At 66.9% G+C, this 25424-nt stretch carries 27 protein-coding genes and 2 pseudogenes; 19 read left to right on the top strand and 10 right to left on the bottom strand.

Translation table 11 applies throughout. The annotated features are described in order from the left end of the window. Nucleotides 1-10: 10 nt before the first annotated feature. The 9 genes and pseudogenes from B6S01_RS17835 to B6S01_RS17795 all read right to left on the bottom strand — a co-directional run bounded on the left by B6S01_RS17835 (nucleotide 11) and on the right by B6S01_RS17795 (nucleotide 7722). Nucleotides 11-418: a response regulator gene (locus B6S01_RS17835; protein WP_021245219.1), complete on the bottom strand. Its 408-nt coding sequence runs from the start codon at nucleotides 416-418 to the stop codon at nucleotides 11-13. An 81-nt stretch (nucleotides 419-499) separates the two neighbouring features. Beyond that, the gene (locus B6S01_RS17830) at nucleotides 500-1123 is read right to left on the bottom strand and encodes a response regulator transcription factor (protein ID WP_013039093.1); all 624 of its coding nucleotides are present in this window, start codon (nucleotides 1121-1123) and stop codon (nucleotides 500-502) included. After that, nucleotides 1113-2648, bottom strand: coding sequence for a PAS domain-containing sensor histidine kinase (locus tag B6S01_RS17825; RefSeq protein ID WP_025550097.1), 1536 nt, complete (start codon nucleotides 2646-2648; stop codon nucleotides 1113-1115). The genes B6S01_RS17830 and B6S01_RS17825 overlap by 11 nt, the downstream gene beginning before the upstream one ends. Nucleotides 2649-2707: 59 nt before the next feature. After that, a complete protein-coding gene (locus B6S01_RS17820; protein ID WP_015449253.1) occupies nucleotides 2708-3181 on the bottom strand; it encodes a DUF305 domain-containing protein in 474 nt (157 codons plus the stop codon). Nucleotides 3182-3271: 90 nt separating this feature from the next. Then, a pseudogene (locus B6S01_RS17815) lies at nucleotides 3272-4458 on the bottom strand (copper resistance protein B). After that, nucleotides 4455-6383 carry a copper resistance system multicopper oxidase gene (locus B6S01_RS17810; RefSeq protein WP_037462748.1) on the bottom strand — a complete coding sequence of 643 codons (1929 nt, stop codon included), beginning with the start codon at nucleotides 6381-6383 and terminating at the stop codon, nucleotides 4455-4457. The pseudogene B6S01_RS17815 and the gene B6S01_RS17810 overlap by 4 nt, the downstream one beginning before the upstream one ends. A 66-nt stretch (nucleotides 6384-6449) precedes the next feature. Further along, complete coding sequence (locus B6S01_RS17805; RefSeq protein ID WP_025550098.1) at nucleotides 6450-7016, bottom strand: RNA polymerase sigma factor; 567 nt, start codon at nucleotides 7014-7016, stop codon at nucleotides 6450-6452. Continuing rightward, nucleotides 7013-7450: a periplasmic heavy metal sensor gene (locus B6S01_RS17800; protein WP_025550099.1), complete on the bottom strand. Its 438-nt coding sequence runs from the start codon at nucleotides 7448-7450 to the stop codon at nucleotides 7013-7015. Before B6S01_RS17800 ends, B6S01_RS17805 begins: the two co-directional genes overlap by 4 nt. Next, entirely contained in the window at nucleotides 7450-7722 is a 273-nt protein-coding gene (locus tag B6S01_RS17795) for a hypothetical protein (RefSeq protein WP_007406394.1), read from the bottom strand. Before B6S01_RS17795 ends, B6S01_RS17800 begins: the two co-directional genes overlap by 1 nt. Before the next feature lie 132 nt (nucleotides 7723-7854). Between B6S01_RS17795 and copC the strand changes: the two genes are divergently transcribed. The 10 genes and pseudogenes from copC (at nucleotide 7855) to fabI (ending at nucleotide 18260) form a co-directional block, all read left to right on the top strand. Next, complete coding sequence (gene copC, locus B6S01_RS17790; RefSeq protein ID WP_007406420.1) at nucleotides 7855-8232, top strand: copper homeostasis periplasmic binding protein CopC; 378 nt, start codon at nucleotides 7855-7857, stop codon at nucleotides 8230-8232. Nucleotides 8233-8236: 4 nt separating this feature from the next. Continuing rightward, nucleotides 8237-9181 (top strand): copper homeostasis membrane protein CopD, encoded by a 945-nt coding sequence (gene copD, locus B6S01_RS17785; protein WP_007406374.1) that lies wholly within the window; start codon nucleotides 8237-8239, stop codon nucleotides 9179-9181. Nucleotides 9182-9217: 36 nt separating this feature from the next. Next, nucleotides 9218-9892, top strand: a complete 675-nt coding sequence (locus B6S01_RS17780; RefSeq protein WP_017501308.1) for a class I SAM-dependent methyltransferase — start codon at nucleotides 9218-9220, stop codon at nucleotides 9890-9892. A gap of 107 nt (nucleotides 9893-9999) precedes the next feature. Then, nucleotides 10000-12357: a heavy metal translocating P-type ATPase gene (locus B6S01_RS17775; protein WP_021245221.1), complete on the top strand. Its 2358-nt coding sequence runs from the start codon at nucleotides 10000-10002 to the stop codon at nucleotides 12355-12357. Beyond that, a complete protein-coding gene (gene cueR, locus B6S01_RS17770; RefSeq protein ID WP_007406402.1) occupies nucleotides 12354-12752 on the top strand; it encodes a Cu(I)-responsive transcriptional regulator in 399 nt (132 codons plus the stop codon). Before B6S01_RS17775 ends, cueR begins: the two co-directional genes overlap by 4 nt. Before the next feature lie 41 nt (nucleotides 12753-12793). Then, nucleotides 12794-12967, top strand: coding sequence for a hypothetical protein (locus B6S01_RS21175; RefSeq protein ID WP_021245222.1), 174 nt, complete (start codon nucleotides 12794-12796; stop codon nucleotides 12965-12967). A gap of 188 nt (nucleotides 12968-13155) precedes the next feature. Beyond that, on the top strand, nucleotides 13156-14877 hold the full coding sequence (locus B6S01_RS17765) for a PHA/PHB synthase family protein (RefSeq protein WP_021245223.1): 1722 nt from the start codon (nucleotides 13156-13158) through the stop codon (nucleotides 14875-14877). Nucleotides 14878-14880: 3 nt separating this feature from the next. Next, nucleotides 14881-16308 (top strand): bifunctional enoyl-CoA hydratase/phosphate acetyltransferase, encoded by a 1428-nt coding sequence (locus B6S01_RS17760; protein WP_021245224.1) that lies wholly within the window; start codon nucleotides 14881-14883, stop codon nucleotides 16306-16308. Continuing rightward, nucleotides 16301-17490, top strand: a pseudogene (locus B6S01_RS17755) (acetate/propionate family kinase). Before B6S01_RS17760 ends, B6S01_RS17755 begins: the two are co-directional and overlap by 8 nt. Then, nucleotides 17487-18260 carry an enoyl-ACP reductase FabI gene (gene fabI, locus B6S01_RS17750; RefSeq protein WP_021245226.1) on the top strand — a complete coding sequence of 258 codons (774 nt, stop codon included), beginning with the start codon at nucleotides 17487-17489 and terminating at the stop codon, nucleotides 18258-18260. Before B6S01_RS17755 ends, fabI begins: the two are co-directional and overlap by 4 nt. Nucleotides 18261-18287: 27 nt before the next feature. On the opposite strand, the gene B6S01_RS17745 is transcribed toward fabI, so the two are convergent. After that, nucleotides 18288-18707: a hypothetical protein gene (locus B6S01_RS17745; protein ID WP_017501314.1), complete on the bottom strand. Its 420-nt coding sequence runs from the start codon at nucleotides 18705-18707 to the stop codon at nucleotides 18288-18290. A gap of 275 nt (nucleotides 18708-18982) precedes the next feature. Between B6S01_RS17745 and atpD the strand changes: the two genes are divergently transcribed. From atpD to B6S01_RS17700, 9 genes are read left to right on the top strand one after another with little or no spacing between them, the layout of a single operon-like run. Beyond that, nucleotides 18983-20395: a F0F1 ATP synthase subunit beta gene (atpD, locus tag B6S01_RS17740; RefSeq protein ID WP_021245228.1), complete on the top strand. Its 1413-nt coding sequence runs from the start codon at nucleotides 18983-18985 to the stop codon at nucleotides 20393-20395. Further along, nucleotides 20392-20802: a F0F1 ATP synthase subunit epsilon gene (locus tag B6S01_RS17735; protein ID WP_017501317.1), complete on the top strand. Its 411-nt coding sequence runs from the start codon at nucleotides 20392-20394 to the stop codon at nucleotides 20800-20802. Before atpD ends, B6S01_RS17735 begins: the two co-directional genes overlap by 4 nt. Beyond that, complete coding sequence (locus B6S01_RS17730; RefSeq protein WP_021245229.1) at nucleotides 20799-21074, top strand: AtpZ/AtpI family protein; 276 nt, start codon at nucleotides 20799-20801, stop codon at nucleotides 21072-21074. The genes B6S01_RS17735 and B6S01_RS17730 overlap by 4 nt, the downstream gene beginning before the upstream one ends. Beyond that, nucleotides 21071-21337 carry an ATP synthase subunit I gene (locus B6S01_RS17725; protein ID WP_017501319.1) on the top strand — a complete coding sequence of 89 codons (267 nt, stop codon included), beginning with the start codon at nucleotides 21071-21073 and terminating at the stop codon, nucleotides 21335-21337. The genes B6S01_RS17730 and B6S01_RS17725 overlap by 4 nt, the downstream gene beginning before the upstream one ends. Then, complete coding sequence (locus B6S01_RS17720) at nucleotides 21334-22035, top strand: F0F1 ATP synthase subunit A (protein ID WP_025546733.1); 702 nt, start codon at nucleotides 21334-21336, stop codon at nucleotides 22033-22035. Before B6S01_RS17725 ends, B6S01_RS17720 begins: the two co-directional genes overlap by 4 nt. Then, nucleotides 22032-22274 (top strand): F0F1 ATP synthase subunit C, encoded by a 243-nt coding sequence (locus B6S01_RS17715; protein WP_017501321.1) that lies wholly within the window; start codon nucleotides 22032-22034, stop codon nucleotides 22272-22274. Before B6S01_RS17720 ends, B6S01_RS17715 begins: the two co-directional genes overlap by 4 nt. Nucleotide 22275: 1 nt before the next feature. Beyond that, nucleotides 22276-23025 carry a F0F1 ATP synthase subunit B family protein gene (locus tag B6S01_RS17710; protein ID WP_021245231.1) on the top strand — a complete coding sequence of 250 codons (750 nt, stop codon included), beginning with the start codon at nucleotides 22276-22278 and terminating at the stop codon, nucleotides 23023-23025. Further along, the gene (locus B6S01_RS17705) at nucleotides 23009-24529 is read left to right on the top strand and encodes a F0F1 ATP synthase subunit alpha (protein WP_021245232.1); all 1521 of its coding nucleotides are present in this window, start codon (nucleotides 23009-23011) and stop codon (nucleotides 24527-24529) included. Before B6S01_RS17710 ends, B6S01_RS17705 begins: the two co-directional genes overlap by 17 nt. Further along, nucleotides 24526-25374, top strand: coding sequence for a F0F1 ATP synthase subunit gamma (locus tag B6S01_RS17700; protein ID WP_021245233.1), 849 nt, complete (start codon nucleotides 24526-24528; stop codon nucleotides 25372-25374). The genes B6S01_RS17705 and B6S01_RS17700 overlap by 4 nt, the downstream gene beginning before the upstream one ends. The last annotated feature ends 50 nt before the right edge of the window (nucleotides 25375-25424 follow it).

Genomic DNA, 25424 nt, shown 5'->3' with positions numbered 1-25424 from the left:
TTGCCACAGTTCAATGCTTTCGAAGCGTCTCGGCGCGGTGCCGGTCCAACGCATCGAGCAAAGCCCTGCCGATCAACGGCTTTGCGAGAACGTGATCGAAGCCCGCCTCGGCGGCCCGCGAGGCCAGCAGCGTGTCGTGAAAGCCTGAGATCATGATGGCCCGTCCCGACCATCCGATCTCGCGAAGGTGACGCAGCATCGCGAATCCGTCGATGTCGGGCATGCGATAGTCGAGGATGACGCAGTCCGCCTCCTTCGCGCGGGGGTCGGCCAACAGCGCGCGGCCGGTCGTATATCCCCACACGGCATAGCCGCGCGATCTCAGCAGCAGCTGGAGGCCACGCCGCACGCCGGGATCGTCGTCGGAGACGAGGATGGTGTATCTGCCATCATGCTGGGTGGAACGGACCGATGGCATTGCGAGAAGCGGACACCCGTGTGACGATTGCACCATCGATCGCATATCGCGCCTCGTCCCGTCGCTACGTAGAGGTCGCAGTCACTTCGGCTTGCGGCCCATGCCCGCGGCAAAGGCGATCCGCAGGGCTTCGGACAGATTGCGGACCTCGAGCTTGGCCATCAGGCTCGCGCGATGGACCTCGACCGTTCGCGATGAACAGCCCAGGTCATAGGCGATCGTCTTGTTGGGCAGGCCGTTGGCCAGCCTTTCGAGCACTTCCCGCTCCCGGGGCGTCAGTGCAGCGACCCGCACCCCTGCTTCGGACGTTTCCAGGGTACGAAGGTCGACATCGTCGAGACGCGCGAACGCGCGGCTGACGGCGCCGAGCAGGGCGGCTTTCTCGAAGGGTTTCTCGAGAAAGTCGACCGCGCCGCCTTTCATGGCCTGCACCGCAACCGACACGTCGCCATGGCCGGTCAGGACGATGACCGGCATGTTGACCCCGCGTGCTGCCATGGCGGCCTGAACCTCGAGACCGTCCATCTCGGGCATGCGCACGTCGAGGATGACGCAGCCGACGGCCGCCGACTTCGCCTCCTTGAGAAACTCCACGCCCGAGGCATAGGTCACGACGTCGTAGCCCGCGGTCTTGAGCGCAAAGCTCGCCGCCTTGCGGATGCTCTCCTCGTCGTCGACCAGATGGATGACGCGTCTATCCCCCATGTTCCTCCTCCGCCCGCGCATGGATCAAGGTAAAATGAAAGCGCGCGCCGCCGCGGTCGGGGCGCTCCATCCAGATACGGCCCCCATGCGCTTCGATGATGGTCCGGCAGATCGAAAGGCCGAGGCCCATGCCGTCGGCCTTTGTCGACTTGAACGCCGTGAAGAGCTGCTCCCGGACCTCGTCGGCGATGCCGGGGCCGGTATCCGCCACGGTCACCTCGATCAGCCCGTCAGGGCGCAACCTGGTCGCCACCTTGAGGTCGCGAACCGGACACTCCGCCATCGCCTCGATGGCATTGCGCATCAGGTTGACCAGCACCTGCTGGATCTGCACCCTGTCGACGAGGACCGGCGTCGCGGCGTGCTCGACCGCAAAGAAGCTGCGGATGCCGCGCTCGCGTGCGCCGACCAGCGCGAGCTGGCTCGCCTCGGCGATGACCTGCGGCAGCTCGTGGAGGCTCTTGTCGACCTCGCCGCGGGCGACGAAATCGCGAAGGCGCCGGACGATATGGCCGGCCCGCAGCGTTTCCTGGGCGGCATCATCCATCACCGACCGCAGCGACACGAAGGGTTCGTCGTCCCGCTCGTCGAGCATGTCGCGGATCGTCTCGAGATAGAGCGCGACCGCGGCAAGCGGCTGGTTGAGTTCGTGGGCAAGAGTCGAAGCCATCGTGCCCATCGCGCTCAGCCGGGAGACATGGACCAGCTCTGCCTGCAGTTCCTTGAGCCTGAGCTCATCCTGCTCCTTGGCGGTGAGATCCCGGATGAAGCCCGTGAACAACCGCTGCCCGTCTTCACCGGCCTCGCCGACCGACAGCTGCATCGGGAAGGTCGAGCCGTCGCGGCGCTGGCCGACCACGACGCGGCCGAGGCCGATGATCCGGCGCTCGCCGGTCTGGAGATAATGCGCGAGATATTCGTCATGCCGGTCGCGATCGGGCTGGGGCATAAGGCAGGAGACGTTGCGGCCGACGAGCTCGGCTTCGCTGTAGCCGAAAAGGCGTTGTGCCGCTGCGCTGAAGGATGTGATGGCGCCGGTCTCGTCGATGATGATCATCGCATCCGGCACCGTCGCCAGGATCGACTGGAGATGCTGCTCGCGGGTCTCGATCGACGCCCGGACCGCCGCCTCGTCGGTGACATCGCGACTGATGCAGGCAAAGCCTCGATGTGCGTCGCCTTCGAACAGGGCGCTGATCGTCAGGCGCGCGAGATACTCCGCTCCATTCTCGCAGACCCGCCACGCTTCGCGCTCCAGCGTGCCCTCGTGAAGGGCGGCCGCCAGGTCTGCGCACGGCCGGCCGGCCGTAATCTCGTCGGGCGGGTAGAACAGGTCGTGGGGCTGTCCCAGGACGCGGTCGAGCGGCCAGCATTCGGCACGCTCGCCTTCTTCATTATAGCTCAGCACGATCCCGGCAGGATCGAGCAGCGTCAGGACATGGCCGCCAGCCTGTCGCAGGAACAACGGCGCAAGCCGCACCACCTCCCTGGCAATCTCGTCCGGCCCGCGCCTCGTGTCGACCATCGTCCCGGCTCACATGCCTGGCCGGGCGCACGTATCCGGGCGTAGCCCGACCGTGCCACTCAGCGCCGCGCGAGTATGGCCTTCATCTCGTCGATTTCCTGCCGCTGCGAGCGCTTGATCGCTTCGCAAAGCCGGATGACTTCCGGATCGCTGAGCTTTGCTTCCTGGCACATCAGGATCGCCCCGGAATGATGCGGGATCATCGAGCGCAGAAAGGCCGTGTCGCCGATCGTGGTCTGGGTGCGGATGAGTGCAAAGCTGCCGAAGAAGGCGACCAGCGACGCGGCGATCAGCGCGATGTTGGCGGCCTTCGACACGAACATGTGTCGCATGGCGAGGATCATCAGCACCACCATCGGTGCGACCATCATCAGCGTCATGTAGAGCATGTTGAGGTTGTTGTAGAAGCTGTCGAGCCCGTCGATCATGACGAACATCACCAGATACATGATGACGCCGCTGATGACGGTCTGAACGGCAAGGCTCCAATAGGCACCCATCTTCCGGGTGTTCATGTGGGACGAATGGTCCATGGCGTATCTCCTTCGCTCGGCGCCGGCCGACCTGGGTATGAGTGTAACGCCCCGCTCTCTTGTTCGCCCCCGCCATCAGCTGTCCCGATCCTAGAACCAGAAGCGGATGCCGGCGACGAAGCTGGTGGCATGGACGTCCTCGCCCGCAAGCCTCGACAGCCGCGCCGTGTCTCCGGCTTTGCGCAGATAGGAAACGCCGATGTAAGGTGCGAACTGGCGGCTGAATTCGTAGCGCAGGCGCGCGCCGAGCTCTATGTTGACCAGCCCCGAACCGATGTCGTTCTCCGGAATATCCTGCGCGGCGAAATTGACCTCGGCGCGCGGCTGCAAGATCAGGCGCTGGGTGATGCGCTGGTCGTAATAGCCCTCGACCCGGCCCAGAAGGTCGCCCTTGGTCGAGAGGAACAGCGCGCCTTCGACCTCGAACATGCCGGGAGCCAGACCCTCGACGCCAACGGTCGCATAGGTGCGGTTGGGCCCGCGGCCGAAGTCCTGGCGGACGCCGGCCTGAAGGTTGAAATAGGGGTCGATGGCGCGGCTATAGAGGGCCTGGACGTCTGCGCTGTCGATCCCGCGGCCAAACTCGCCTTCCCCCTCGCTCTTGAGCCAGAGGCGGTTGATGTCGCCGCCGTAAAAGCCTTCGCCATCCCAGCGATAGCCATCGCGGCCGCTATGCGCCTGATACTCGAACAGGTTGAGCAGCACCTGCCCGAAATTGTTGCCGCCGCTGTCCTTCATCATGATGTCGCGCGAGCGCGCCATCTCGCCGCCGGGAAAATCCCGATCGGCGAAGTGGTCGCTGGGGGGGGCGGCGGGGGCGCATTGCCGGCCGGAAGCGCCGTGCCGGTCATTTGCATGCCGGGCATGGCGGAGGTTCCGGGCATGGCGGTCTGGCCATGCTGCGAATGGTCCATCCCGGGCATGTCCGGCATCGCGCCGTCCTGATGCCGGGAGTGGTCCATGCCCGGCATCTCCGCCATCGCGGGAGCAGCGGGTTGCGGTTGACCGGCGGCATCTGCCTGTGGCGCAGGACTGGCCTGGTCCTGCGAATGGTCCATTGCCGGCATGGTGCCCGGCGCTGGTTTCTGAGCGCGCGGCCTGGTAGCGGGCTTGGGGCGCGGCGCGGCGGCCTTGTCCTTCTTTTTCTCCTGCGCCGGCCGCGCCCCGCCCGGCGGCGCCATGCCGGGCATGTCGTGCATCGAATGATCCTGGGCAAAGGCGGGCGCGGCGGAGAGAAGGGCGATCGCGCTCACCAGCGGCGTGAGGATGCGGGTCATTGCGCGTCTCCCTTCGGACGGACGCTCACGACCCGCATCATCCCTGCATGCATGTGGTAGAGGAGATGACAGTGGAAGGCCCAGTCGCCGACCGCGTCGGCGGTGAAGTCCCAGGTCACCTTGCCGCCGGGCTGGACGATCACCGTATGCTTGCGCGGCGCATGATCGCCATGCCCCGTCACCAGCTCGAAAAAATGCCCGTGAATATGGATCGGATGCCCCATCATCGTGTCGTTGATGAGATTGACGCGCACCCGCTCGCCTTCGATGAAGGGGATCGGCTCGTGATGGTCCGACATTTTTTCGCCGTCGAACGACCACATGAACCGCTCCATGTTGCCGGTGAGGTGAATGTCGATGCTGCGGCTCGGCGCGCGCACGTCCGGATTGCGATCGAGCGCCATCAGGTCCCTGTAGACAAGCACCTTGTGGCCGACGTCGGCGAGGCCCTGGCCGGGCTCGCCGGTGCGGTCTACGGGCATCGGCGAGATGGTCTGGACGCTCGGGTCGCGCTTCACCTGCGGCGCGTTCGAGAAGTCGCGCATCTTCATCGAGCCCATCGCGTGCCCGCCATGATCCATGCCCGCCATCTGGCCATCGGCGCCCATCGCGCCGTGGTCCATGCCGGCCATCGATCCATGATCCATCCCCGAATGATCCATGCCTGCCATGGCGCTATTGTCCATGGTCGCCATCGCTGCCGCCGCGCCGGTCGCGAGGCGCGCGGACGCGTTCTTCTCGGCCGTCGGATCGACGCCCCGCATAGCGCCGCCCGACATGTCCATGCCTTCCATGCCCGGCATCGAGGACATGTCCATGCCCATGTCCTTCATGTCGGCGAGCGGCCGTTTGCGTAAGGGGGGAACCTCGCCGGCCATGCCGGCCCTCGGCGCGAGCGTGGCACGCGCCATGCCCGAGCGGTCGATCGCCTCGCCGACAAGGGTGTAGGCCTTGTCATCGCCTGGGCTGACAACGACGTCGTAGGTCTCGGCAACACCAATCTGGAACTCGTCGACGGTGACCGGCACCACATTCTGCCCGTCGGCCTGGACGATGGTCAGCGGCAGGCCGGGGATGCGGACGTTGAAGGTGGTCATCGCCGACGCATTGATGACCCGCAGCCGCACCCGTTCGCCCGGGGTGAAGAGCGCGGTCCAGTTGTCCATCGGACCATGGCCGTTGACGAGATAGGTGTAGGTGGATCCGGTCACATCGGAGATGTCGGCCGGGTCCATCCGCATCTGGCCCCAGTCGAGCCGGTCCTTGAGCGGCTGATCCTTGCCCGACAGGAGCCCGGCCAGGGTCTGGCGCTGGAAATTGAAATGGCCGGGGTTGACCTTGAGGCGCCGGAAGATCGCCTGCGGCGAGAGCGCGCTGTGATCGGCGAGCACGATGACATGCTCGCGGTCATAGGCGACCGGATCGGCACCGGCGGGATCGATGATGATCGGGCCGTAATGGCCTTCCTGTTCCTGCAGGCCTGAATGGCTGTGGTACCAGTAGGTGCCGCTTTGCACGACGGAGAACTGGTAGAGGTAGTTCGAGCCCGGCTTGATGCCCGGAAAAGACACGCCCGGCACACCGTCCATATTGGCCGGCAGGATCAGCCCGTGCCAGTGGATCGAGCTGTCCTCCTCCAGCTGATTGATGACGTTGAGCCGCACGCGCTGGCCCTCGCGCAGCCGGATCAGCGGGGCGGGGACCGTGCCGTTGAGGCCGATTGCCCGGAACTTGCGCCCGTCGATGGTCATCGACTGCCGGGCGATGGTGAGCGTGATGTCTTCGCCCGACACGGTCGGCAGCGTCGGTCGCATCCCCGGCGAGATCGTCTGCGCCCAGGCCGGCAGCCAGGCTGACAAGGCGGCGCCGCCGCCGGCGAGGGCCGCGCCGCGGAGGAACTGGCGGCGGTCGAGAGCAGAAATCATTCGGTTGTCTCAGCTTTAAGAAAGAGGGCGGACCTATTGGAAATACGCAGCGTGGCCTCATCCCCCTCAAACTTTCTTCAACATTTCCGCGAGGCGTGCGCGGGCGCGGTAGAGGCGGGTCTCGACTGCCTTCTGGCTGATGCCGAGAATCTCGGCGGTTTCGGCTTCCGATTTCTCGTCGATCGTCCGCAGGATGAGCGTGTCTTTGAGAGAGGCGGGCAGGGCGGCGATCGCTTTCATCGCCTCTGCCAGTTGCTGCTCGGCGCCGATTGCCTGGTCGGGTAGCGGCGCCTCATCGGCGACGTCATCCGCCTCGCCCAGCGGCAGGGCCATGGAGAAGAAGTTCCGGACCGCGCGCCGGCGCCGCCAGTCATGGCATTTGTTGATGACGATCCGGGACATCCAGACCTGGAAGGGTCGCGCAGCGTCATAGCGGTTGAGTGCGGCGAAGGCGGCGACGAAGCTCGCCTGGGTCACGTCGAGCGCTTCGTCGCGGTTCCCGACATGGCTGCGCACGAGGCGGTGCACCCAGCCCTGATGCCGGCGGACCAGCTCGCCATAGGCCGCTTGCCGGCCTCCAAGCGCCAGAGCCGCGAGCTCCCCGTCCGAGCAGTCGGGGAGGCACGCGGTCATTTGGACTTGGCCGTCAGCGCTTTCACCACGGCGTCGTCGAACTTGTCCGTCTGATCCGGGCGCAGCACGGCCCGCATCGCGAAGATATGCTCGAGTGTTTCCTTCTGCAGCGCGCCCATCGCCTGGTGCGAGCGATCCACCGCCCCTGCAACCCGAGGACCATAGCCATGCTCCGCCTCGATCGCCTCGGCGAGCCGCGCGTTATCGGCGCGCAGTTCGGCCTCCAGTGCCTGACGCCGGATCGCATAGTTCTTCTCGATCGTCTCGAGACGGCTATGTTGCGCGGTGTCCAGCTTCAGATCGCGATGGAGCAGGTCGTGCAACTCATTTTCGACCGGGCGCACCGGAACCACATAGACGCGGCCGATGACCACACCGGCGATCGCCGCGGCAAAGGTCAGCAGGACGAGGAGCAGGAGCCGGCGGTCGCGCATCATTGTGAACTCAGCAGCGTCGAAGGAGCGAGCGCGAGCCGCGCGTCAAAGGGCGATATCGGCCCGGCTTCGGTCGACCGCACAGGCACGGCCGAGCCGGCAATTCCCAGGAACAAGGCTGCTGCCGCGGCGATACCGAATGTCGTGGCGCTCAGGCGGGGCATGGCCTGGAGCCGGGCGATCTCGGCCATGACGCGGCTGTCCAGCCCGGCAAGCCGGGGATCGAGCGGCGCTTCCCGCAACCGGCTGAGCATGTCGTCGAGGTGGTCCATGATGTTTCTCCGTCTTCACTTCTCAATACGCAGGATGGTCCGGCAACCCTTGTCCGGGAACAAAAAGAAAATTGCGAGGGGTGCAGGTCGCGGCTGCGTATTCTCTCATGTCACTGACAGGAGAATGTCCAAATGCGCTTCTTTTCGCCGCTCGCAGCCATCGCCGCCGTCGGCCTGAGTGTTTCGGCTCCGGCCTACGCCCATCCCAAGCTCGTGTCCTCGACGCCCGCCGCCAACGCCAGCGTCCCGGCGCCGTCGCGTATAACGCTCACCTTCAGTGAAGGTCTGATGCCGAAGCTGTCGGGCGCCGAGATCGTGATGACCGGCATGCCCGGCATGCCCAACCACCGCATGGCGGTAACCGGCTTCAAGACGTCCGTCGAAGGCGACAAGACGCTCGTGCTGACGCTCGCCAAGCCGCTCATGGCGGGCAGCTATCAGGTCGCCTGGCACGTCGTCTCGACCGACACGCACCGCATCCAGGGCAATCTCGCCTTTACCGTCAAGTGACGCCATGAACGACGTGGCACTCGTCGCCGTCCGCTGGGCGCTCTACGTCGATCTCGGCCTGTTGTTCGGCCTGCCGCTGTTCGCGCTCTATGCGCCCGGCGGCGGCCGGATGGTACAGCGGCATCTGCCGATGGTAGCAATGGTGGCCGGTCTCGCCTGTCTCGCCCTCCTGCTGTCGGCGCTGGGGTTCGCGTTGCAGGCAGCGGCCATGACCGGGCTGCCGCTCACCCAGCCTGATCTTTCCATGGTCGCAGAGCTGTTCAACGGCACGTCCATGGGAACGGCGCTGAAGGCGCGCCTCGTCGCGCTCCTCGTTCTTCTGCTCTCCATCCCCTTCTATCGCCGGCAATCCCGTCCTGCCTTCATCGCCTCCACTCTGGCAGGCGCGGTCGCACTCGCGACCCTCGCCTGGAGTGGGCATGGCGCGGCTGGCGAAGGCGAGGCGGGCTGGCTGCAACTGGGGGCCGATCTCATCCATCTGCTCGCCGCCGGCGCCTGGGTCGGCGCGCTTGCCGCATTCCTCGCGCTGGTACTTCCCAGGCTCGCAACCGACGATCTCGCCGCTCAAGACATGGACCGGGTCACGCTCGCCGAGGAAGCGTTGCGGGGCTTCTCCCTCGTCGGCACGATCATCGTCGCCCTGCTGATCCTGACCGGGACGGTGAACGGCTGGTTCCTCGTCGGTCCGGGCAACATCGCCTCGCTCGGGCAGTCGACCTACGGCCTGCTGCTCATCGCCAAGCTGCTGCTGTTCGCCGGCATGCTGGGCCTGGCCGCGCTCAACCGTTATCGCCTGACCCCGGCACTTGCGCAGGCGATCGAGGAAGAGGACGCGCCACGGGCGCAGGCGCTGCTGCGCGCGAGCCTCGTCGTCGAAGGCGGTCTTGCGATCGTCATTCTCGGGCTCGTCGCCTGGCTGGGGACACTATCGCCGCCCATGTCGATGTAGCTTATCGTTTCGGACGCCTCGCGTTGGGAGAAGCCAATGCAATCCTACACCCCGCCGCTCGGGACCGGATCGACGAAAGACTATGATCGCGCGATCCGCCTGTGGACGCGGGAGAAGCGGTGGCGTGCCGCCATGCTCGCCGCCCTGGCGCCCAAAGCCGGTGAGACGGTCGTCGACGTCGGCTGTGGCACCGGCAGCTTCGCGCTGATGCTCAAGCAAGCCGAGCCCAGGACGCAGGTGATCGGTCTCGATCCCGATGCCGAGGCGCTCGACATCGCGCGGCACAAGGCCGCTGTGCGGCGGGCCGATATCGACTGGCGTCAGGGATTTGCCAGGGACGTGGCCCCGGGTACCGCCGACGCTGTCGTGTCGAGTCTCGTGCTGCATCAGATGCCGGTCAGGGAGAAGGCGGCAACCCTGCGCGCCATGTTCGCCATGCTGCGCCCGGGTGGGCGCCTGGTGATCGCCGATTATGGCCGCCAGCAGGGTTTCATGCGGCTTGCCTTCCGCCTGACCGTGCAGCGGCTCGATGGCATCGATGATACCCGGCCCAATGCCGACGGCGTGCTCCCCGGCCTGATCGCGGCGGCCGGCTTCAGGCATGTGGCCGAGACGTTTCGGCTTTTGACCATCACCGGCGCGATCGACTTGTTTACGGCGCATCGACCGGCGCAGGACCACGGCCTTACGGTTGCCAATGACCTTGGCTGATGGCGGCCAGGCGAACGGGCCCGCCGATTTGTCCGCTTAGGCGATTACGTATTGACCCTGACACGGTGTCAGACCCTAGATCGTCAGGCGTCGAAAGGAGCAAGGCGATGAACGAGACACATGGAGCGGCGCATGGCGGCGGTTGCTGCGGCAGCCACGGCGCTGCGAAACCAGCGGCTGGCGTCAAGGACCCGGTCTGCGGCATGACCGTCGATCCTGCGATCACTGCGCACCATGCCGAGCATGGCGGTGAAAGCTATCATTTCTGCAGCGCGGGCTGCCGGGCAAAATTCATCGCCGATCCCGAGCGCTATCTCGGCCCGCCGGCACCGCCAGTCGCGGTGCCAGAAGGCACGATCTGGACCTGCCCTATGCATCCCGAGATTCGGCAGGACCATCCCGGGTCCTGTCCGATCTGCGGCATGGCGCTCGAGCCCGCGACCGTGACTGCCGACAGCGGCCCCAGCCATGAGCTGGTCGATTTCACACGGCGCTTCCGGGTCGGCCTGATGCTGGCCCTCCCGGTGCTGATCCTCGAGATGGGCGCGCATCTCTTTCCCGCGATCCATCGCCTCGTGCCGATGTCGATCTCGGTATGGATCCAGTTCGTGCTGGCGACACCCGTCGTGCTCTGGGCGGGCTGGCCCTTCTTCGAGCGTGGCTGGGCCTCGCTCAAGACCCGCAACCTCAACATGTTCACCCTGATCGCGATGGGGACCGGGGTCGCCTGGATCTACAGCGTCGTCGCGACGCTCGCGCCCCAGCTGTTCCCGCCCGCCTTCCGCGGAGAGGACGGCATGGTTGCCGTCTATTTCGAGGCGGCCGCGGTGATCACTGTCCTCGTGCTGCTCGGCCAGATGCTCGAACTGCGCGCGCGCGAGCGGACCTCGGGCGCGATCAAGGCGCTGCTTAACCTTGCGCCAAAGACCGCGCGCCGGATCGGTTCCGATGGCAGTGAAGAGGAAATCAGCCTCGATCTCGTTGCGGTCGGCGACCGCCTGCGTGTGCGTCCCGGCGAGAAGGTGCCGGTCGATGGCGTGGTCGAGGACGGCCGTTCCTCGCTCGACGAGTCGATGGTCACCGGTGAGTCCATGCCCGTCACCAAGGCCAAGGCCGACACGGTGATCGGCGGCACGCTCAACCAGACCGGCGCGCTCGTTATCGTCGCCGACAAGGTTGGCCGGGACACCATGCTGGCGCGCATCGTCCAGATGGTCGCCGAGGCGCAGCGCTCGCGCGCGCCGATCCAGCGCATGGCCGATCAGGTGTCGGGCTGGTTCGTGCCCGTGGTCATCGCGGTCGCGGTGGTCGCGTTCATCGCCTGGGGCATCTGGGGCCCCGAGCCGCGCTTCGCCTACGGGCTGGTTGCGGCGGTCGCCGTGCTGATCATCGCCTGTCCCTGCGCACTGGGTCTCGCCACGCCGATGTCGATCATGGTCGGGGTTGGCCGCGGCGCCGGGCTCGGCGTCCTCATCAAGAATGCCGAAGCGCTCGAGCATATGGAAAAAGTCGACACGCTCGTCGTCGACAAGACCGGCACGCTGACCGAAGGCCGGCCTGCCGTCACCCAGATCGTGCCGGCGCCCGGCTTCGACGAAGCCGAACTGCTGCGGCTTGCCGCCTCGGTCGAGCGGGCCTCCGAGCATCCGCTCGCGCTGGCGATCGTCGAGGCCGCCAAGGATCGCGGCATCCCCACGAGCGACGTCACCGACTTCGATTCCCCCACCGGACGCGGCGCGCTCGGCACCGTCGACGGCCGCCGGATCGTGCTCGGTAATGCGCGGTTCCTCTCGGAAGAGGGCATAGCAACCGACGCGCTGGCGGAGCAGGCCGACGCCCTGCGCCGGGATGGCGCCACCGCGATCTTCATCGGCGTCGACGGCACCGTCGGCGGCGCCTTTGCAATCGCCGATCCCGTGAAGCAGACGACGCCGGAGGCCCTGGCCGCACTCAAGGCCGAAGGCATTCGCGTGGTGATGTTGACCGGCGACAACCGCACCACAGCAGAGGCGGTGGCAAGGCGGCTCGGCATTGACGATGTCGAAGCCGAGGTACTGCCCGACCAGAAGAGTGCCGTCGTCGCGCGGTTGAAAAGCGAGGGGCGCGTGGTGGCGATGGCCGGCGACGGGGTCAACGACGCCCCCGCACTGGCTGCCGCCGATGTCGGTATTGCCATGGGCTCGGGCACCGACGTCGCGATCGAGAGCGCGGGCGTGACGCTGCTCAAGGGCGATCTCATGGGCATCGTGCGGGCACGGCGGCTGAGCCAGGCGACCATGTCCAACATTCGCCAGAACCTGGTCTTCGCCTTCATCTACAATGTCGCCGGGGTGCCGGTGGCGGCGGGCGCGCTCTATCCGCTGTTCGGCATCCTGCTCTCGCCGATCATCGCGGCCGCCGCCATGGCGCTCTCCTCGGTCAGCGTGGTCACCAACGCGCTGCGCCTCAACCGGAAAGCGCTGTGAACATCGGGGAGGCGTCGAAGCAAAGCGGGGTCTCGGAGCGGATGATCCGCCATTATGAGAAGATCGGCCTCATCCCGGCGCCGCCGCGCCGGGGAGCGGGTTATCGCGACTATGGCGAGAGTGACCTCCATCGCCTGCGGTTCATCGCCAATGCCCGCGATCTCGGTTTTCCGATCGAGGAGATCCGGACCCTGCTCGGCCTGTGGGCCGACACGGGCCGCAGCAGCGCCGATGTAAAGCGGGTCGCGTTGGCGCGGGCGGAGGAATTGCAGCGCAAGGCCGAAGCGCTGACGACCCTGCGCGAGACCCTCGTCGATCTCGCCGAGCGCTGTCATGGCGACGAGCGGCCAGATTGTCCCATCATCGCCGAACTGAGTCTCGACAGAAAATGTTAGCGCCGGCCGCCTCTCGGACCAGACCCGCTCTGGCGGCCGGGGTGCTGATCGCACTTGGCATTCTCACGACGGGCCTCGCGATATATTTCCTCGCAGTCCGCCCGCCACTGCTGGCGGAGGATCTTCGCCATATCGGCGGCAACCCGCAGACCCTTTCGCCGGTATTGCGGGACTGGTTCGGCGGGATAGCTGGCTCGCCCGTGCGACCGCACTGAGCCTCCTGATCGTATTTGGCCGCTTTTCATACAGCAATGTCGTGCTGAGCTCTGACTTCTGGGGCTGGCATATGCGAGGCAATCCCTCCGTAGGACTACGGAGTGCGCAGAGGCTTCCTGCGCTTCAGGGCTTGTTGCACCGCAGCAGGAGCGAAAATGTGCAGAGTCGAAGCAATATCCCTGACCCGTTGGACGGTCTGGCCACGACGCTGGATCGGTCGAGCTTCGCCGCCATCGCGCAGCTGACTTCAGGCCAGTCGCCCGCCACTTTGGCGCAGTCTTTTTCCGACTGGTGGACGCACATTCTCTGCTCGCCAGGCAGGCAGCTGCAGCTCGCCGCCAAGGGCGGGCGCAAGCTGATGCGGCTCGCCGACTATGCCATGCGCAGCGCATCCGGCAGCGATCCCGAGCCGGCGATCGATCCGCTGCCCCAGGATCGGCGCTTCGCCGACGCAGCCTGGAAGCGCCATCCGTTCGACCTGATCGAGCAGGCCTTCCTGCTCCAGCAGCAATGGTGGCATGCCGCGACGACCGGCGTGAGCGGCGTCACCGGGCACCACGAAGCGATCGTCGAGTTCGCGACCCGCCAGATGCTCGACATGGTGTCCCCGACCAATTTCATCCCGACCAACCCCGTGCTCCAGCAGCGCATCCTCGAAACCGGAGGACAATGCCTTGTCGAGGGTGCGCGATTTTTTTGCGACGACCTGGAACGCCTGGTACGCGGGGAGCCCGCAGCGGGCACGGAGGCCTATCGGGTCGGCGAGAAGGTCGCAGCCACGGCTGGCAAGGTCGTGTTTCGCAACAGGGTCATGGAACTGATCCAATATGCGCCCGCAACCGAGACGGTGCGTCCGGAGCCGATATTGATCGTGCCGGCATGGATCATGAAATATTACATCCTCGACCTGTCGCCGGAAAATTCGCTCATCCGCTGGCTGGTAGGGCAGGGCTACACCGTGTTCTGCATCTCCTGGCACAATCCCGACAGCGCCGACCGCGATCTCGACATGGAGGATTATCGCCTGCTTGGGCCGATGGCCGCCGTTGATGTCATCCAGGCGATTACCGGCACCGAGAAGATCCACGCGGCCGGCTATTGTATCGGCGGCACGCTGCTCGCCATCACCGCGGCCGCGATGGCGCGCGATGAAGATGAGCGTCTGGCGAGCGTCACGCTGTTCGCCGCCCAGACCGAGTTCAGCGAGCCGGGCGAACTTGGTCTGTTCATCGACGAGGCGGAGATCAACCTGATCGATGCGATGATGTGGGCGCGCGGCTTTCTCGACAGCAGCCATATGGGCGGCGCCTTCCAGATGCTGCGGTCCAACGATCTGCTCTGGTCGCGCATCCTCTCGACCTATCTCATGGGCGAGCGCGAGCCGATGACCGACCTCATGGCATGGAACGCCGACGGCACCCGCATGCCCTATGCCATGCACGCGCAATATCTTCGGCGCCTGTTCCTCGACAATGACCTGTCCGAAGGGCGCTACGAGGCCGGCGGCCACCCGGTCTCGCTCTCGGGGCTGCGCATGCCGATCTTCATGGTGGGCACGGAAACCGACCATGTCGCGCCGTGGCGCTCGACCCACAAGCTCCACATGCTGACGGGCGCGGAGATCCGCTTCGTGCTGACGAGCGGTGGCCACAATGCCGGGATCGTCTCCGAGCCCGGGCATCCTCATCGCCATTATCGCATCGCGACACGGATGCAGGATGGCCCGGCGCCAGGTCCCGATGCCTGGCTGGAGCGGGCCGAGGTGCGCGAAGGGTCGTGGTGGCCGGAATGGAGTTCATGGCTTGGATCGCACTCGGGCGAGGCGGCGGCCCCACCGGCGATGGGCGCGCCCGAACGGAACTATCCGCCGCTCGGTGATGCCCCCGGGCGCTACGTGCTGGAGCGCTGAGCCATGGCCGCCGCCAACCTCATCGAGAACCGCACGTTCGACGAGATCGCCGTCGGCGATACGGCCAGCCTCACCCGCACGCTGACCGCCGACGACATCCAGCTCTTCGCGGCGGTGTCAGGCGACGTGAATCCGGCGCATCTCGACCCTGTCTATGCCGAAACGGACATGTTCCACAGGGTCATCGCTCATGGCATGTGGGGCGCGGGGCTCATCTCGGCGATCCTGGGAACCGAGCTGCCAGGGCCCGGTGCGATCTATCTCGGCCAATCGCTTCGCTTCACCCGCCCGGTGGGCGTCGGCGACACCATCACGGCCTGCGTCACCGTCGCGCAGAAGCGCGCCGAGCATCATGTCATCGTTCTCGACTGCACCTGTGTGAACCAGAAGGGCGAGACCGTCATCAGCGGCCAGGCCGAGGTCAAGGCGCCCACCGAGAAAGTCAGCCGGCCCCGCATGCCGCTTCCCGACGTGCGGATCGCCAGCCACGACCGCTTCCGCCAGTTGATGGCGCGCGCCAAGGACGGATCTGCGTGCGTCACGGCCGTGGTCCATCCGTGCAGCGCCGACGCCATGCGCGCAGTGGCTGAGGCCGCCGACGCCGGCATCGTCGTTCCGATTCTCATCGGCCCTGCGGCGCGTATGACGAATGCGGCGAAGGACGCCGGTGTCGATATTGCGGCCTTCCGGGTGATCGACGTCCCGCACAGCCACGCCGCCGCCGCCGAAGCCGTCGCGCGCGTGCGGGCCGGCGAAGCCGCGCTGCTGATGAAGGGCTCGCTTCATACTGACGAGCTCATGGGCGCGGTCGTATCGTCCGACACGGGCCTTCGGACCGAACGCAGGATCAGCCACGCCTATGTGATGGACGTGCCCGGCTATCCGCGCCCGCTCATCATCACCGACGCCGCGATCAACATCGAGCCGACGCTTGAGGACAAGGCCGACATCGCGCGCAACGCGATCGACCTTGCCCATGTGATCGGGATCGAACAGCCCAGGGTCGCGATCCTCGCCGCCGTCGAAACGGTCAATCCGAAAATGCGCACCACATTGGATGCCGCGGCGCTCTGCAAGATGGCGGACCGGGGCCAGATCGAAGGCGCGCTGCTCGATGGCCCGCTCGCCCTCGATAATGCGATCAGCGAGGCGGCCGTGCGCGAGAAAAGTATCGTCTCGCCGGTCGCCGGCCAGGCGGACATCCTGCTGGTGCCCGATCTGGAGGCCGGCAACATGCTCGCAAAGCAGCTGACCTTCCTGGGCGGCGCCGATGCCGCAGGCGTGGTGCTCGGCGCGCGCGCTCCGATCATCCTCACCAGCCGGGCAGACAGCGTGCGCACGCGCCTCGCCTCCTGCGCGCTCGCGGTGCTGCTGGCGCGGGCTGCGACCAAGGCGGCTCCCGGCGTTGCGGGACAGCGCCGCGATGGCTGAAATCCTGTGCCTCAACGCCGGTTCGTCGAGCCTTAAGTTCGCGCTCTACGCCGAGCCGGGCACTGATGAGCCCTCTTTGCTGGCGAGCGGCAAGATCGAGAATATCGGCCTTGAGCCGCACCTGATCGCGCGCGATGCGAAGGGGGATGTCCTTGCCGAGCGGCGCTGGACGAAAGACGGCACGATCACGCACGAGACGCTGCTCGAGGATTTGCTGCGGGAGATCGAAGCCTCGGTCGGCGACGATCTGATCGCGGTCGGCCATCGGATCGTTCATGGCGGCACCGACTATTCAGCGCCGGCGCGGGTCGACGCGCCACTCCTCGCCGCGCTCGAGGCGCTTTGCCCACTGGCGCCATTGCATCAGCCCCATAATCTCGCCGCGGTCCGCGCCGTCTCCAGGCTGCGCCCCGCTGTGCTGCAAGTCGCCTGCTTCGACACCGGCTTCCATCATGGCCAGCCCCCGATCGCGACGCGCCTCGCGCTGCCGCGCGCGCTTGGCGAAGAGGGCATGCGGCGCTACGGTTTTCACGGCATCTCCTACGAATATATCGCGCGGCAGCTGCGTTCGATCGATCCCGATACAGGCGGTGGCCGCACGATCGCCGCGCATCTCGGCAACGGGGCCAGCCTTTGCGCGATGGCCGGGGGCGCAGCATCGACACGACGATGGGGTTCACCGCGCTCGACGGGCTGGTGATGGGTACGCGCTGCGGCGCGCTCGACCCGGGCGCGGTGCTCTATCTTTTCCAGCAGAGGGGCATGACGGCGCGTGAAGTCGAGCATCTCCTCTACAGTGAGTCCGGCCTTTTGGGCGTGTCCGGCGTCTCCAGCGACATGCGCGCGCTTCTCGGCAGCGAAACGCCCGCCGCTGGGGAAGCGATCGAGCTCTTCGTCTGGCAGATCGCGCGCCAGGCCGGCGCTCTCGCGTCCTCGCTCGGGGGTCTCGACACATTCGTGTTCACTGCCGGGATCGGCGAGAATTCGCCTGAAATTCGCGCCCGCGTCGCCGGTCGGCTCGGCTGGCTCGGCGTGGACCTCGACGCGGACGCGAACCTCCGAGGAGATGCAGTCATCAGCGCGCCGTCCAGCCGTGTCGCCGTCCGCGTCATCCCGACCGATGAGGAAAGGATGATCGCCATCCACACCGCCGATCTGCTGCGTGAGGAGCCGAAAGCATGAAACCTCTCGTCGATCTTACTGGCAAGCGCGGCCTGGTGATCGGTATCGCCAACGCGCATAGCATCGCGGCGGGTTGCGCCCAGGCCTTTCACGACTGTGGCGCGAGACTGGCGGCGACCTATCTCAACGGAAAGGCCGAGCCGTTCGTGGCGCCCGTCGCGGAGACCCTGGGAGTCGAATGGCTCGCCGCGTGCGATGTCCGGGTGCCGGGCGAACTGGAGGCCCTGTTCGAGCGGGTGAAGTCCGAATGGGGCGGCCTCGATTTCCTGCTTCACTCGATCGCTTTCGCGCCGAAGGAGGATTTGCACGGCCGCGTCGTCGACAGCTCGGCCGAAGGCCTCGCGCTGGCGATGGACGTCTCGTGCCACAGCTTCCTGCGCATGGCGCGTCTCGCCGAGCCGCTGATGTCGGATGGCGGCTGCCTGCTGTGCGTCACCTTCTACGGGTCGGAGCGGGTGGTCGAGCACTACAACCTGATGGGGCCGGTCAAAGCGGCCCTCGAAAGCGCGACCCGCTATGTCGCGGCTGAGCTTGGCCCCAAGGGCATTCGCGCCCATGCGATCTCGCCAGGCCCGATCGCGACCCGCGCTGCCAGCGGCATCGACCGCTTCGACGAGCTGCTCGAACGGGCCGCGGCGACGGTCCCGCAGCACCAGCTCGTGACCATCGAGGATGTCGGAGGGCTCGCCGCCTTTCTGGTGAGCGATGCCGGCCGCCATATCACCGGCACGATCATTCCGGTCGATGGCGGTCAGCACCTGCTCGGCTAGGGCGGCTCGCCGCGATCGGGGGCTATCCTATTTGTCGCTGGTGGCCTGCTTCTCGCCGTCGCCCGGGCTTTTCTGCCCGAACCATGGTCCGACAATGGCAGCAAAGGCATCCAGCGCCCCGGGAGCCGTCGGAGCGCTCGCGACGGCCTGCCAGGCCTGCTGCCATTCCTCGAACGCCGATCTTGTGCCGGCAATCATATGCTCGCGGACCGTGGCCATGTCCTCGAACAGTGCCCGCGGTCCGGCCGGGCTGACCGCGCCGGCGTCCGACGTCTTGTCCGTCGCGCCCGCAATCGAGGCACGCGCCTCTTCGGCGAAGCGGCCGGCGGCGCGGTTGCCGACCTCGAGCGACTCTTCGCCACCTTTCCGGGCGACTTCGGCGAGCTTCAGCATCAGGCCGACATTCGCTTTGGCGAGCGCGGCGAGTTGATCAACGGGATAGGGCATGAAACGGTGAACCTTTCTCTTCGCGTTTGAGCTCTGGCATATCGGGCATAGCGCCCTGGCCTGAGGCCCATCGCGTCGCGCCGCCGTTATTCGGCGAGGCTGAATCAGAGAGAATCGGTAACTCTACGTATGCCGAATCTGCGGCTTGCCTGCGACGCTCAGCCAATGCACTTTTGGCTTGTCGTCCATGTCGTGCCCGCGGGCAGCGACTTCTACCCGTCCCGTCATGATCGCGGCACGGTCGGGCATGATTATGGTCTGACCCGGCAACCGGCATGGGCGTGATACCGTCCATAGCCAGGCTCGGCCGGATTGCGGCGCTGCGCGGTCCCGTCCTCGACGTCGAGTTCGACGAAGGGCCGCTGCCCGCGGTCAATGAAGCGCTGCGCGTCGATGCGTCGTCAGGCCCGCTGGTCGCGGAAGTGCAGAGCCATATCGATGACCGCACCGTCCGCGCCGTCGCGCTTCAGCCGACCTCCGGTCTCGCTCGGAATGTCGGCGTGATGGCCTTGGGCGCCCCCATCGCGGTCCCGGTCGGAGACAAGGTTCTGGGGCGGCTCCTTACGCCGACCGGGCAGGTGGGTGACGGCGGCGCGCCGCTTGGGCCGGATGTCCCATTGAGGCCCATTCACCGCGCCCCCCCGCCGCTCGACGAGCAGAGCGCGGCGACGGCGATGTTCGAGACTGGCATCAAGGTCATCGATCTGCTCGCGCCGCTCGCCCAGGGTGGCAAGGCGGCAATGTTCGGGGGCGCGGGGGTGGGGAAGACCGTGCTGGTGATGGAACTCATCAACGCGATGGTCGCGCGCTATGAAGGTGTTTCCGTCTTTGCCGGCATCGGCGAGCGATCGCGCGAGGGCCATGAGCTGCTCACGGACATGCGCGGCTCGGGCGTGATCGACAAGACCGTGCTCGTTTTCGGGCAGATGAACGAGCCGCCGGGCGCGCGCTGGCGGGTAGGGCTGACCGCGCTCACCATCGCCGAACATTTCCGCGACGAGCAGAAGCGCAATGTCCTGCTGCTCATGGATAATGTGTTCCGCTTCGTCCAGGCCGGCAGCGAAGTCTCCGGCCTGCTCGGACGCATGCCTTCGCGCGTCGGCTACCAGCCGACGCTGGCCAGCGAAGTGGCCGCGCTGCAGGAGCGCATCGCCTCGGTGCATGGGGCGGCGGTGACCGCGATCGAGGCGGTCTATGTGCCCGCCGACGATTTCACCGACCCTGCGGTCACCGCCATCTCCGCCCATCTCGACAGTTCCATTCTGCTCTCGCGCGCCATGGCGGCCGAAGGCATCTATCCCGCGGTCGATCCGCTGGGATCGTCGTCGATCCTGCTCGATCCGCAGGTCGTGGGCGATCATCATTACGCGCTCGCCCAGCAGGTCCGGGAGACGATCGCGCATTATCGCGAGCTTCAGGACATCATCTCGCTGCTCGGTATCGAGGAACTGGGCCGCGAGGATCGGCTGATCGTCGGCAGGGCGCGGCGGCTGCAGCGCTTCCTGACCCAGCCCTTCATGGTGACCCAGGCCTTCACCGGGCAAGCCGGCCGTTCTGTGGCGCTGGCCGATACGCTGCAGGGCGTCGCGGCCATCCTGGCCGGCGAGACCGACGACTGGCCCGAGAGCGCCTTCTACATGGTGGGCGATATTGAAGAGGCACGCTCTCGCGTGGGGGAGGGCGCATGAAGCTGCGGATCACCGATCCGACCGCGATCCTCGTCGACACGGACGTCAGGTCGGTTCGCGCCGAGGATGCCAGCGGCAGTTTCGGCATCCTGTCGGGCCACGCCGATTTCCTGACCGCGCTTGGCGTCTCGATCGTCTCCTGGCGGGGCCTCGATGGCGCTCCCGGCTATTGCGCGGTGCGCAACGGCATTCTGACCGTGAGCCACGGCACGGAGGTCGCGGTCGCGACGCGCGAAGGCCATGTCGGCGATGACCTCGGAACGCTCGAGCATGACGTGCTCGCGCGCTACCGCGAGCGCGACGAGGGCGAACGATCCGAACGGACCGCGTCGGCGAAACTCAGGATGCAGGCGATCCGCCATATGGTCGAGGCCCTGCAGGGTGGTGGCCGGGAGCTTGGTCTGTGACCGCGGACAAGCCCGAGCAGCCGATCGTCGAAGCCATCCGGACCCGCGCGGAACGGCGGCGGCTTGCGCAGCGGCTTCCTTCCGTCGCCCGCAATCTCGGCCAGATCGGCGTGCTCGGCTGGCAGATCGTCCTGCCCGCGCTGGTCGGTCTCGCGATCGGCCGCTGGCTCGACCACCGGCTGGATAGCGGCATCTTCTGGACCGCGCCGCTCCTGCTCGTCGGGCTCGCCCTCGGCTGCTGGTCGGGCTGGCGCTGGATGCACCGGCAATGAGCCAGCTCTCCCCCATCCTGTTCCTGGCCCTCGGATTTGCGGTCGGCCTCGCCCATTTCGCGGCCATCGCCAGAGAAGCCGACCTCGTCACCCATGGCGGCCCGGCATCGCGCGCGATCCTGCTCAGGCTCGGGCGTCTCGCCGTCACTATTCTGGTTCTCGTCATCGCCAGCCGGCAAGGGTGGCCGGCGCTTCTTGCCGCTACAACCGGCTTCATGGGCGGGCGCCAGATCATGCTCCACCGGCTCGGAGGCGCCCGATGAAATTCGCGTCACCACTTGAAAGCCATGTGCTGTTCCCGATCGGTCCGGTGCCGATCAGCCAGCCGGTCGCCACGACCTGGGGCATCATGGCCTTCCTTACAATCGGAAGCTGGCTGCTGACCCGCCGCCTTGCGTTACGCCCAACCCGAGCCCAAGCGGCGCTCGAGCTGGTCGTCGAGACCGTCGCCGGCCAGATCCGCGAGACGATGGAGGCGGAACCGCAGCGTTATCTGCCGCTGATCGGCACGCTGTTCCTGTTCCTGCTGGTCGCCAACTGGTCGTCGCTGATCCCCGGCGTCGAGCCGCCGACCGCGACCCTCGAAACCGACGCGGCGCTGGCGCTGATCGTCTTCGGCGCGACGCTCTGGTTCGGCGTCCGCGCGCTCGGGCCCAGGGCCTATCTCGCGACCTTCGCGCGCCCCTCGATCCTGCTCGCCCCGCTCAATATCGTCGAGCTCTTCACCCGCAGCTTCTCGCTGATGGTGCGCCTGTTCGGCAACGTCATGAGCGGCGTCTTCATGATCGGCGTCGTGCTGAGCCTCGCCGGGCTGCTCGTCCCGATCCCGCTCATGGCGCTCGAAATGCTGACCGGCGCGGTCCAGGCCTACATTTTCGGCGCGCTCGCCATGGTCTTTATCGGGAGCGCTATCAGCGAGAACGGCGCCCGCCCGCCATCCAAACAGGAGTCCCCCGCATGAACTGGATCCATCTCGCCAGCATCCTCGGAGCCGCTTTCGCGATCTCGATCGGCGCAATCGCCCCGGCGCTCGGGCAGGGCAGGGCCGTCGCCGCCGCGATGGACGCGATCGCGCGCCAGCCCGAAGCCGCCAACACCGTCTCGCGCACGCTGTTCGTGGGCCTCGCGATGATCGAGACGATGGCGATCTACTGCCTCGTGATCGCGCTGCTGCTGCTCTTCGCCAACCCGTTCGCCTGACATGCGGATCGACTGGTGGACGCTCGCGCTGCAGGCGGTCAATGTCCTCATCCTCGTGTGGCTGCTCGGACGCTTCCTATTCCGTCCGGTGATGGATGCCATCGCTGCCCGCCAGGCATCGGCCCAGGCGCTGCTCGACGAAGCGCGGGAGGCAAAGGACCGGGCACAGGCCGAAGCGCAGGCGCTCAAAACGCAGAATGACGGCTTCGTCGCGGATGCGGCGGCTCGCCGCGCCGAGATCCGGACCGAGGCCGAAGCGGAGCGCCAGCGCCTCCTCGCGCAGGCCAGGCTCGAGGCGGACGCCGTCGTCGAGCAAGGCCATGCGGCGATCGATGCCGAACGCGGGCGGGTGGCGGCGCAGTGGCGGGAAAAGGCAGCGAACCTCGCCGCCTCGATGGCAGGCACGTTGCTCGCTCGTCTCCCGCCCGAGCAGACGGTGCAGGCCATGGTCGACGCGCTCAAGGCGCGGCTCGGAGACCTTTCCGAGGCGGATCGCCGCAGCCTGGCGGCCGCCGGGCCCGTCACCGTCGCGACGCCCGCGCCGCTGACGGCCGATCTGCAGACGCAGGTAGCGCGCGCGCTTGGCGAAATCCTGCCGGATACCGCGACCCCGATCTTCGCAGTCGATCCAGATCTCATCGCCGGCGCGGAGCTTCGCACGCCCCACGCCGTCGTGCGCAACAGCTGGCGCGCCGATCTCGACGCCATGGTTGAGAGCCTCAATGAAGACGATCATGCCCGGATCGCCTGAAGACTGGCTGACGCAGGCCCAGAGCTGCATCACGCGCGCCAATCTCGGGCCGCGTGTCGATGCAATTGGCCGGGTGGAATCGATCGGCGACGGCGTTGCCATGGTCTCGGGCCTTCCGGACGCGCGCCTCGACGAATTGCTCTATTTCGCCCGGGGCCAGACCGGATTCGTCCACACGCTCGACCGGGACCGGATCGGCTGCGTGCTGCTCGACGATGCCGCCCAGGTGGAGGCAGGAGACACCGTAACCGGCTCGGGCGAGGTGGTGCGCGTGCCGGTTGGCGAGGCATTGCTTGGCCGAGTCGTCGATCCGCTCGGCCGTCCGCTCGATGGGGGCGCGCCGATCCGGGCCAGGCGCTTCGATCCTGTCGAACGGCCGGCGCCGGCGATCATCGAACGCGACCTCGTCGTCCAGCCGGTGCAGACCGGCACGCTCGCAATCGATGCGATGTTCGCCATCGGCCGGGGGCAGCGCGAACTCATTCTCGGCGACCGCGCCACAGGCAAGACGGCGCTCGCGGTCGACACGATCATCAACCAGCGCACCAGCGACATGATCTGCGTCTATGTCGCGATCGGCCAGAAAAGCTCGGCGGTCGCGCGCGTGGTCGACCAGGTGCGGCGGCATGGCGCGCCGGACCGCACCATCTTCGTCGTGGCGAGCCCCGCCGCGGCGCCGGGGCTGCAATGGATCGCGCCGTTCGCGGGCTTCACGATGGCCGAGTATTTTCGGGATGGTGGCGGCCATGCGGTGGTGGTGCTCGACGATCTCACCAAGCATGCCGCGACCCATCGCGAGATCGCCCTGCTGACCGGACAGCCGCCCGGGCGCGAGGCCTATCCCGGCGACGTCTTTTTCCTCCATTCCCGCCTGCTCGAACGTGCGGCGCGTCTCTCGACGGAGAAGGGGGGCGGTTCGCTCACGGCTCTGCCGATCGCGGAGACCGATGCCGGCAACGTCAGCGCCTATATCCCGACCAATCTGATCTCGATCACCGACGGTCAGATTATTCTCGACGCGAAGCTGTTCGCGCAGGGGCACAAGCCCGCCATCGATGTGGGCACGAGCGTGAGCCGGGTCGGCGGCAAGACGCAGCTTCGCGTCCTGCGCGACGCGAGCGGGACCATGCGCCTCGACTATGCGCAGTTCCTCGAGCTCGAGATGTTCACCCGCTTCGGCGAGCAGCCCGAGCCGCGTGTCCGCGCCCAGATCGAACGCGGCAAGCGCTTGCGCGCCTTGCTCGTGCAACCGCTGTCGAGTCCACTACGGGTCGTCGACCAGGTGGCGCTGGTCGTGGCGCTCGGCGAAGGGTTGCTCGATGGCATGGCGGTCTCGGAGATATCGTCGCTCCGCACGCGGCTGCCCGCCTGGATCGACGATCACGTCCCCGATCTATGCGCGCAGATCGAGCGGACTGGACAGATCGACACCGCGCAGCGGTCCGCTCTGATGACGACGGTGAAAGCGCTGATCGAAAGCCAGCCGGCCGGTTCTGCATCATGAGCGATCGCCTCGCCGAGATCGGCCAGCGGATCGAGACCGTCCGCCAGCTCGGTGCGGTGGTCAACGCCATGCAGGGCATCGCCGCGCAGCGGGCGCATCAGGCGCGCGCGCTGCTGCCTGCGGTGCGACGCTATGCGGAGACCGCCCGCACCGCCATTGGCCAGGCGCGCCGCCTTGACGAGCCACTGGCGCGTTTTCCGGCGCGGGCGGTCGGTGGTGCGAGAGGCGGCCTTATCCTGTTCGGTGCGGAGCAAGGCTTTGCCGGGGCCTTTCCGGAGCAGCTGCTCGACGGCGCCGCGGCCGACATGCAGGACAGGCATATTCTTCTGATTGGCGCGCGCACGGCCACGCTTGCGGCCGAGCGCGGTCTGCGCATCGCATGGAGCGCGAGCATGCCGAGCAAGGCCGATGCGCTGCCCGCACTCGCGACAAGCATCATCGACGCGCTGTACGACTATCTGGACGAGGTCGGCGCGGTGCCCATCACCATGGCTTATCCGGTCTGGAGCAGCGGCAAGGGCGTCTCGATCGTGCGCGCGAGCCTCCTGCCGCTCGACCTCGACACTTTCCCCGCGTCCACGGCGGATTTGCCGCCGCTCGTCAATATCAACGCGGCGGACCTTATCGGCGACCTGACCGCGGAATATGTCTTCGCCCACATCTGCGCGGCTGCGGTCGAGACGTTCGTCGCCGAGAATGAGGCACGGCTGCGCACCATGGCGACCGCCCGCAGCCACATCGATCGCAAGGGCGAGGCCCTGCGCCTCGAGGAGCGCCTCACGCGTCAGGATCAGATCACCAGTGAAGTCGTCGAACTGAGCGGCGGGCGACATCGGCGAGAATGAATGCAGGGCAGGCATTTCTGCTGTTCAGCAAGAAACCGCAGAACCGCCAT

The organism is Sphingobium herbicidovorans (genome assembly GCF_002080435.1).
In the GTDB taxonomy this organism is placed as follows: domain Bacteria; phylum Pseudomonadota; class Alphaproteobacteria; order Sphingomonadales; family Sphingomonadaceae; genus Sphingobium; species Sphingobium herbicidovorans.
The sequence above is the reverse complement of the archived record's forward strand: the minus strand, read 5'-3'. Positions and strand labels throughout refer to the sequence as shown.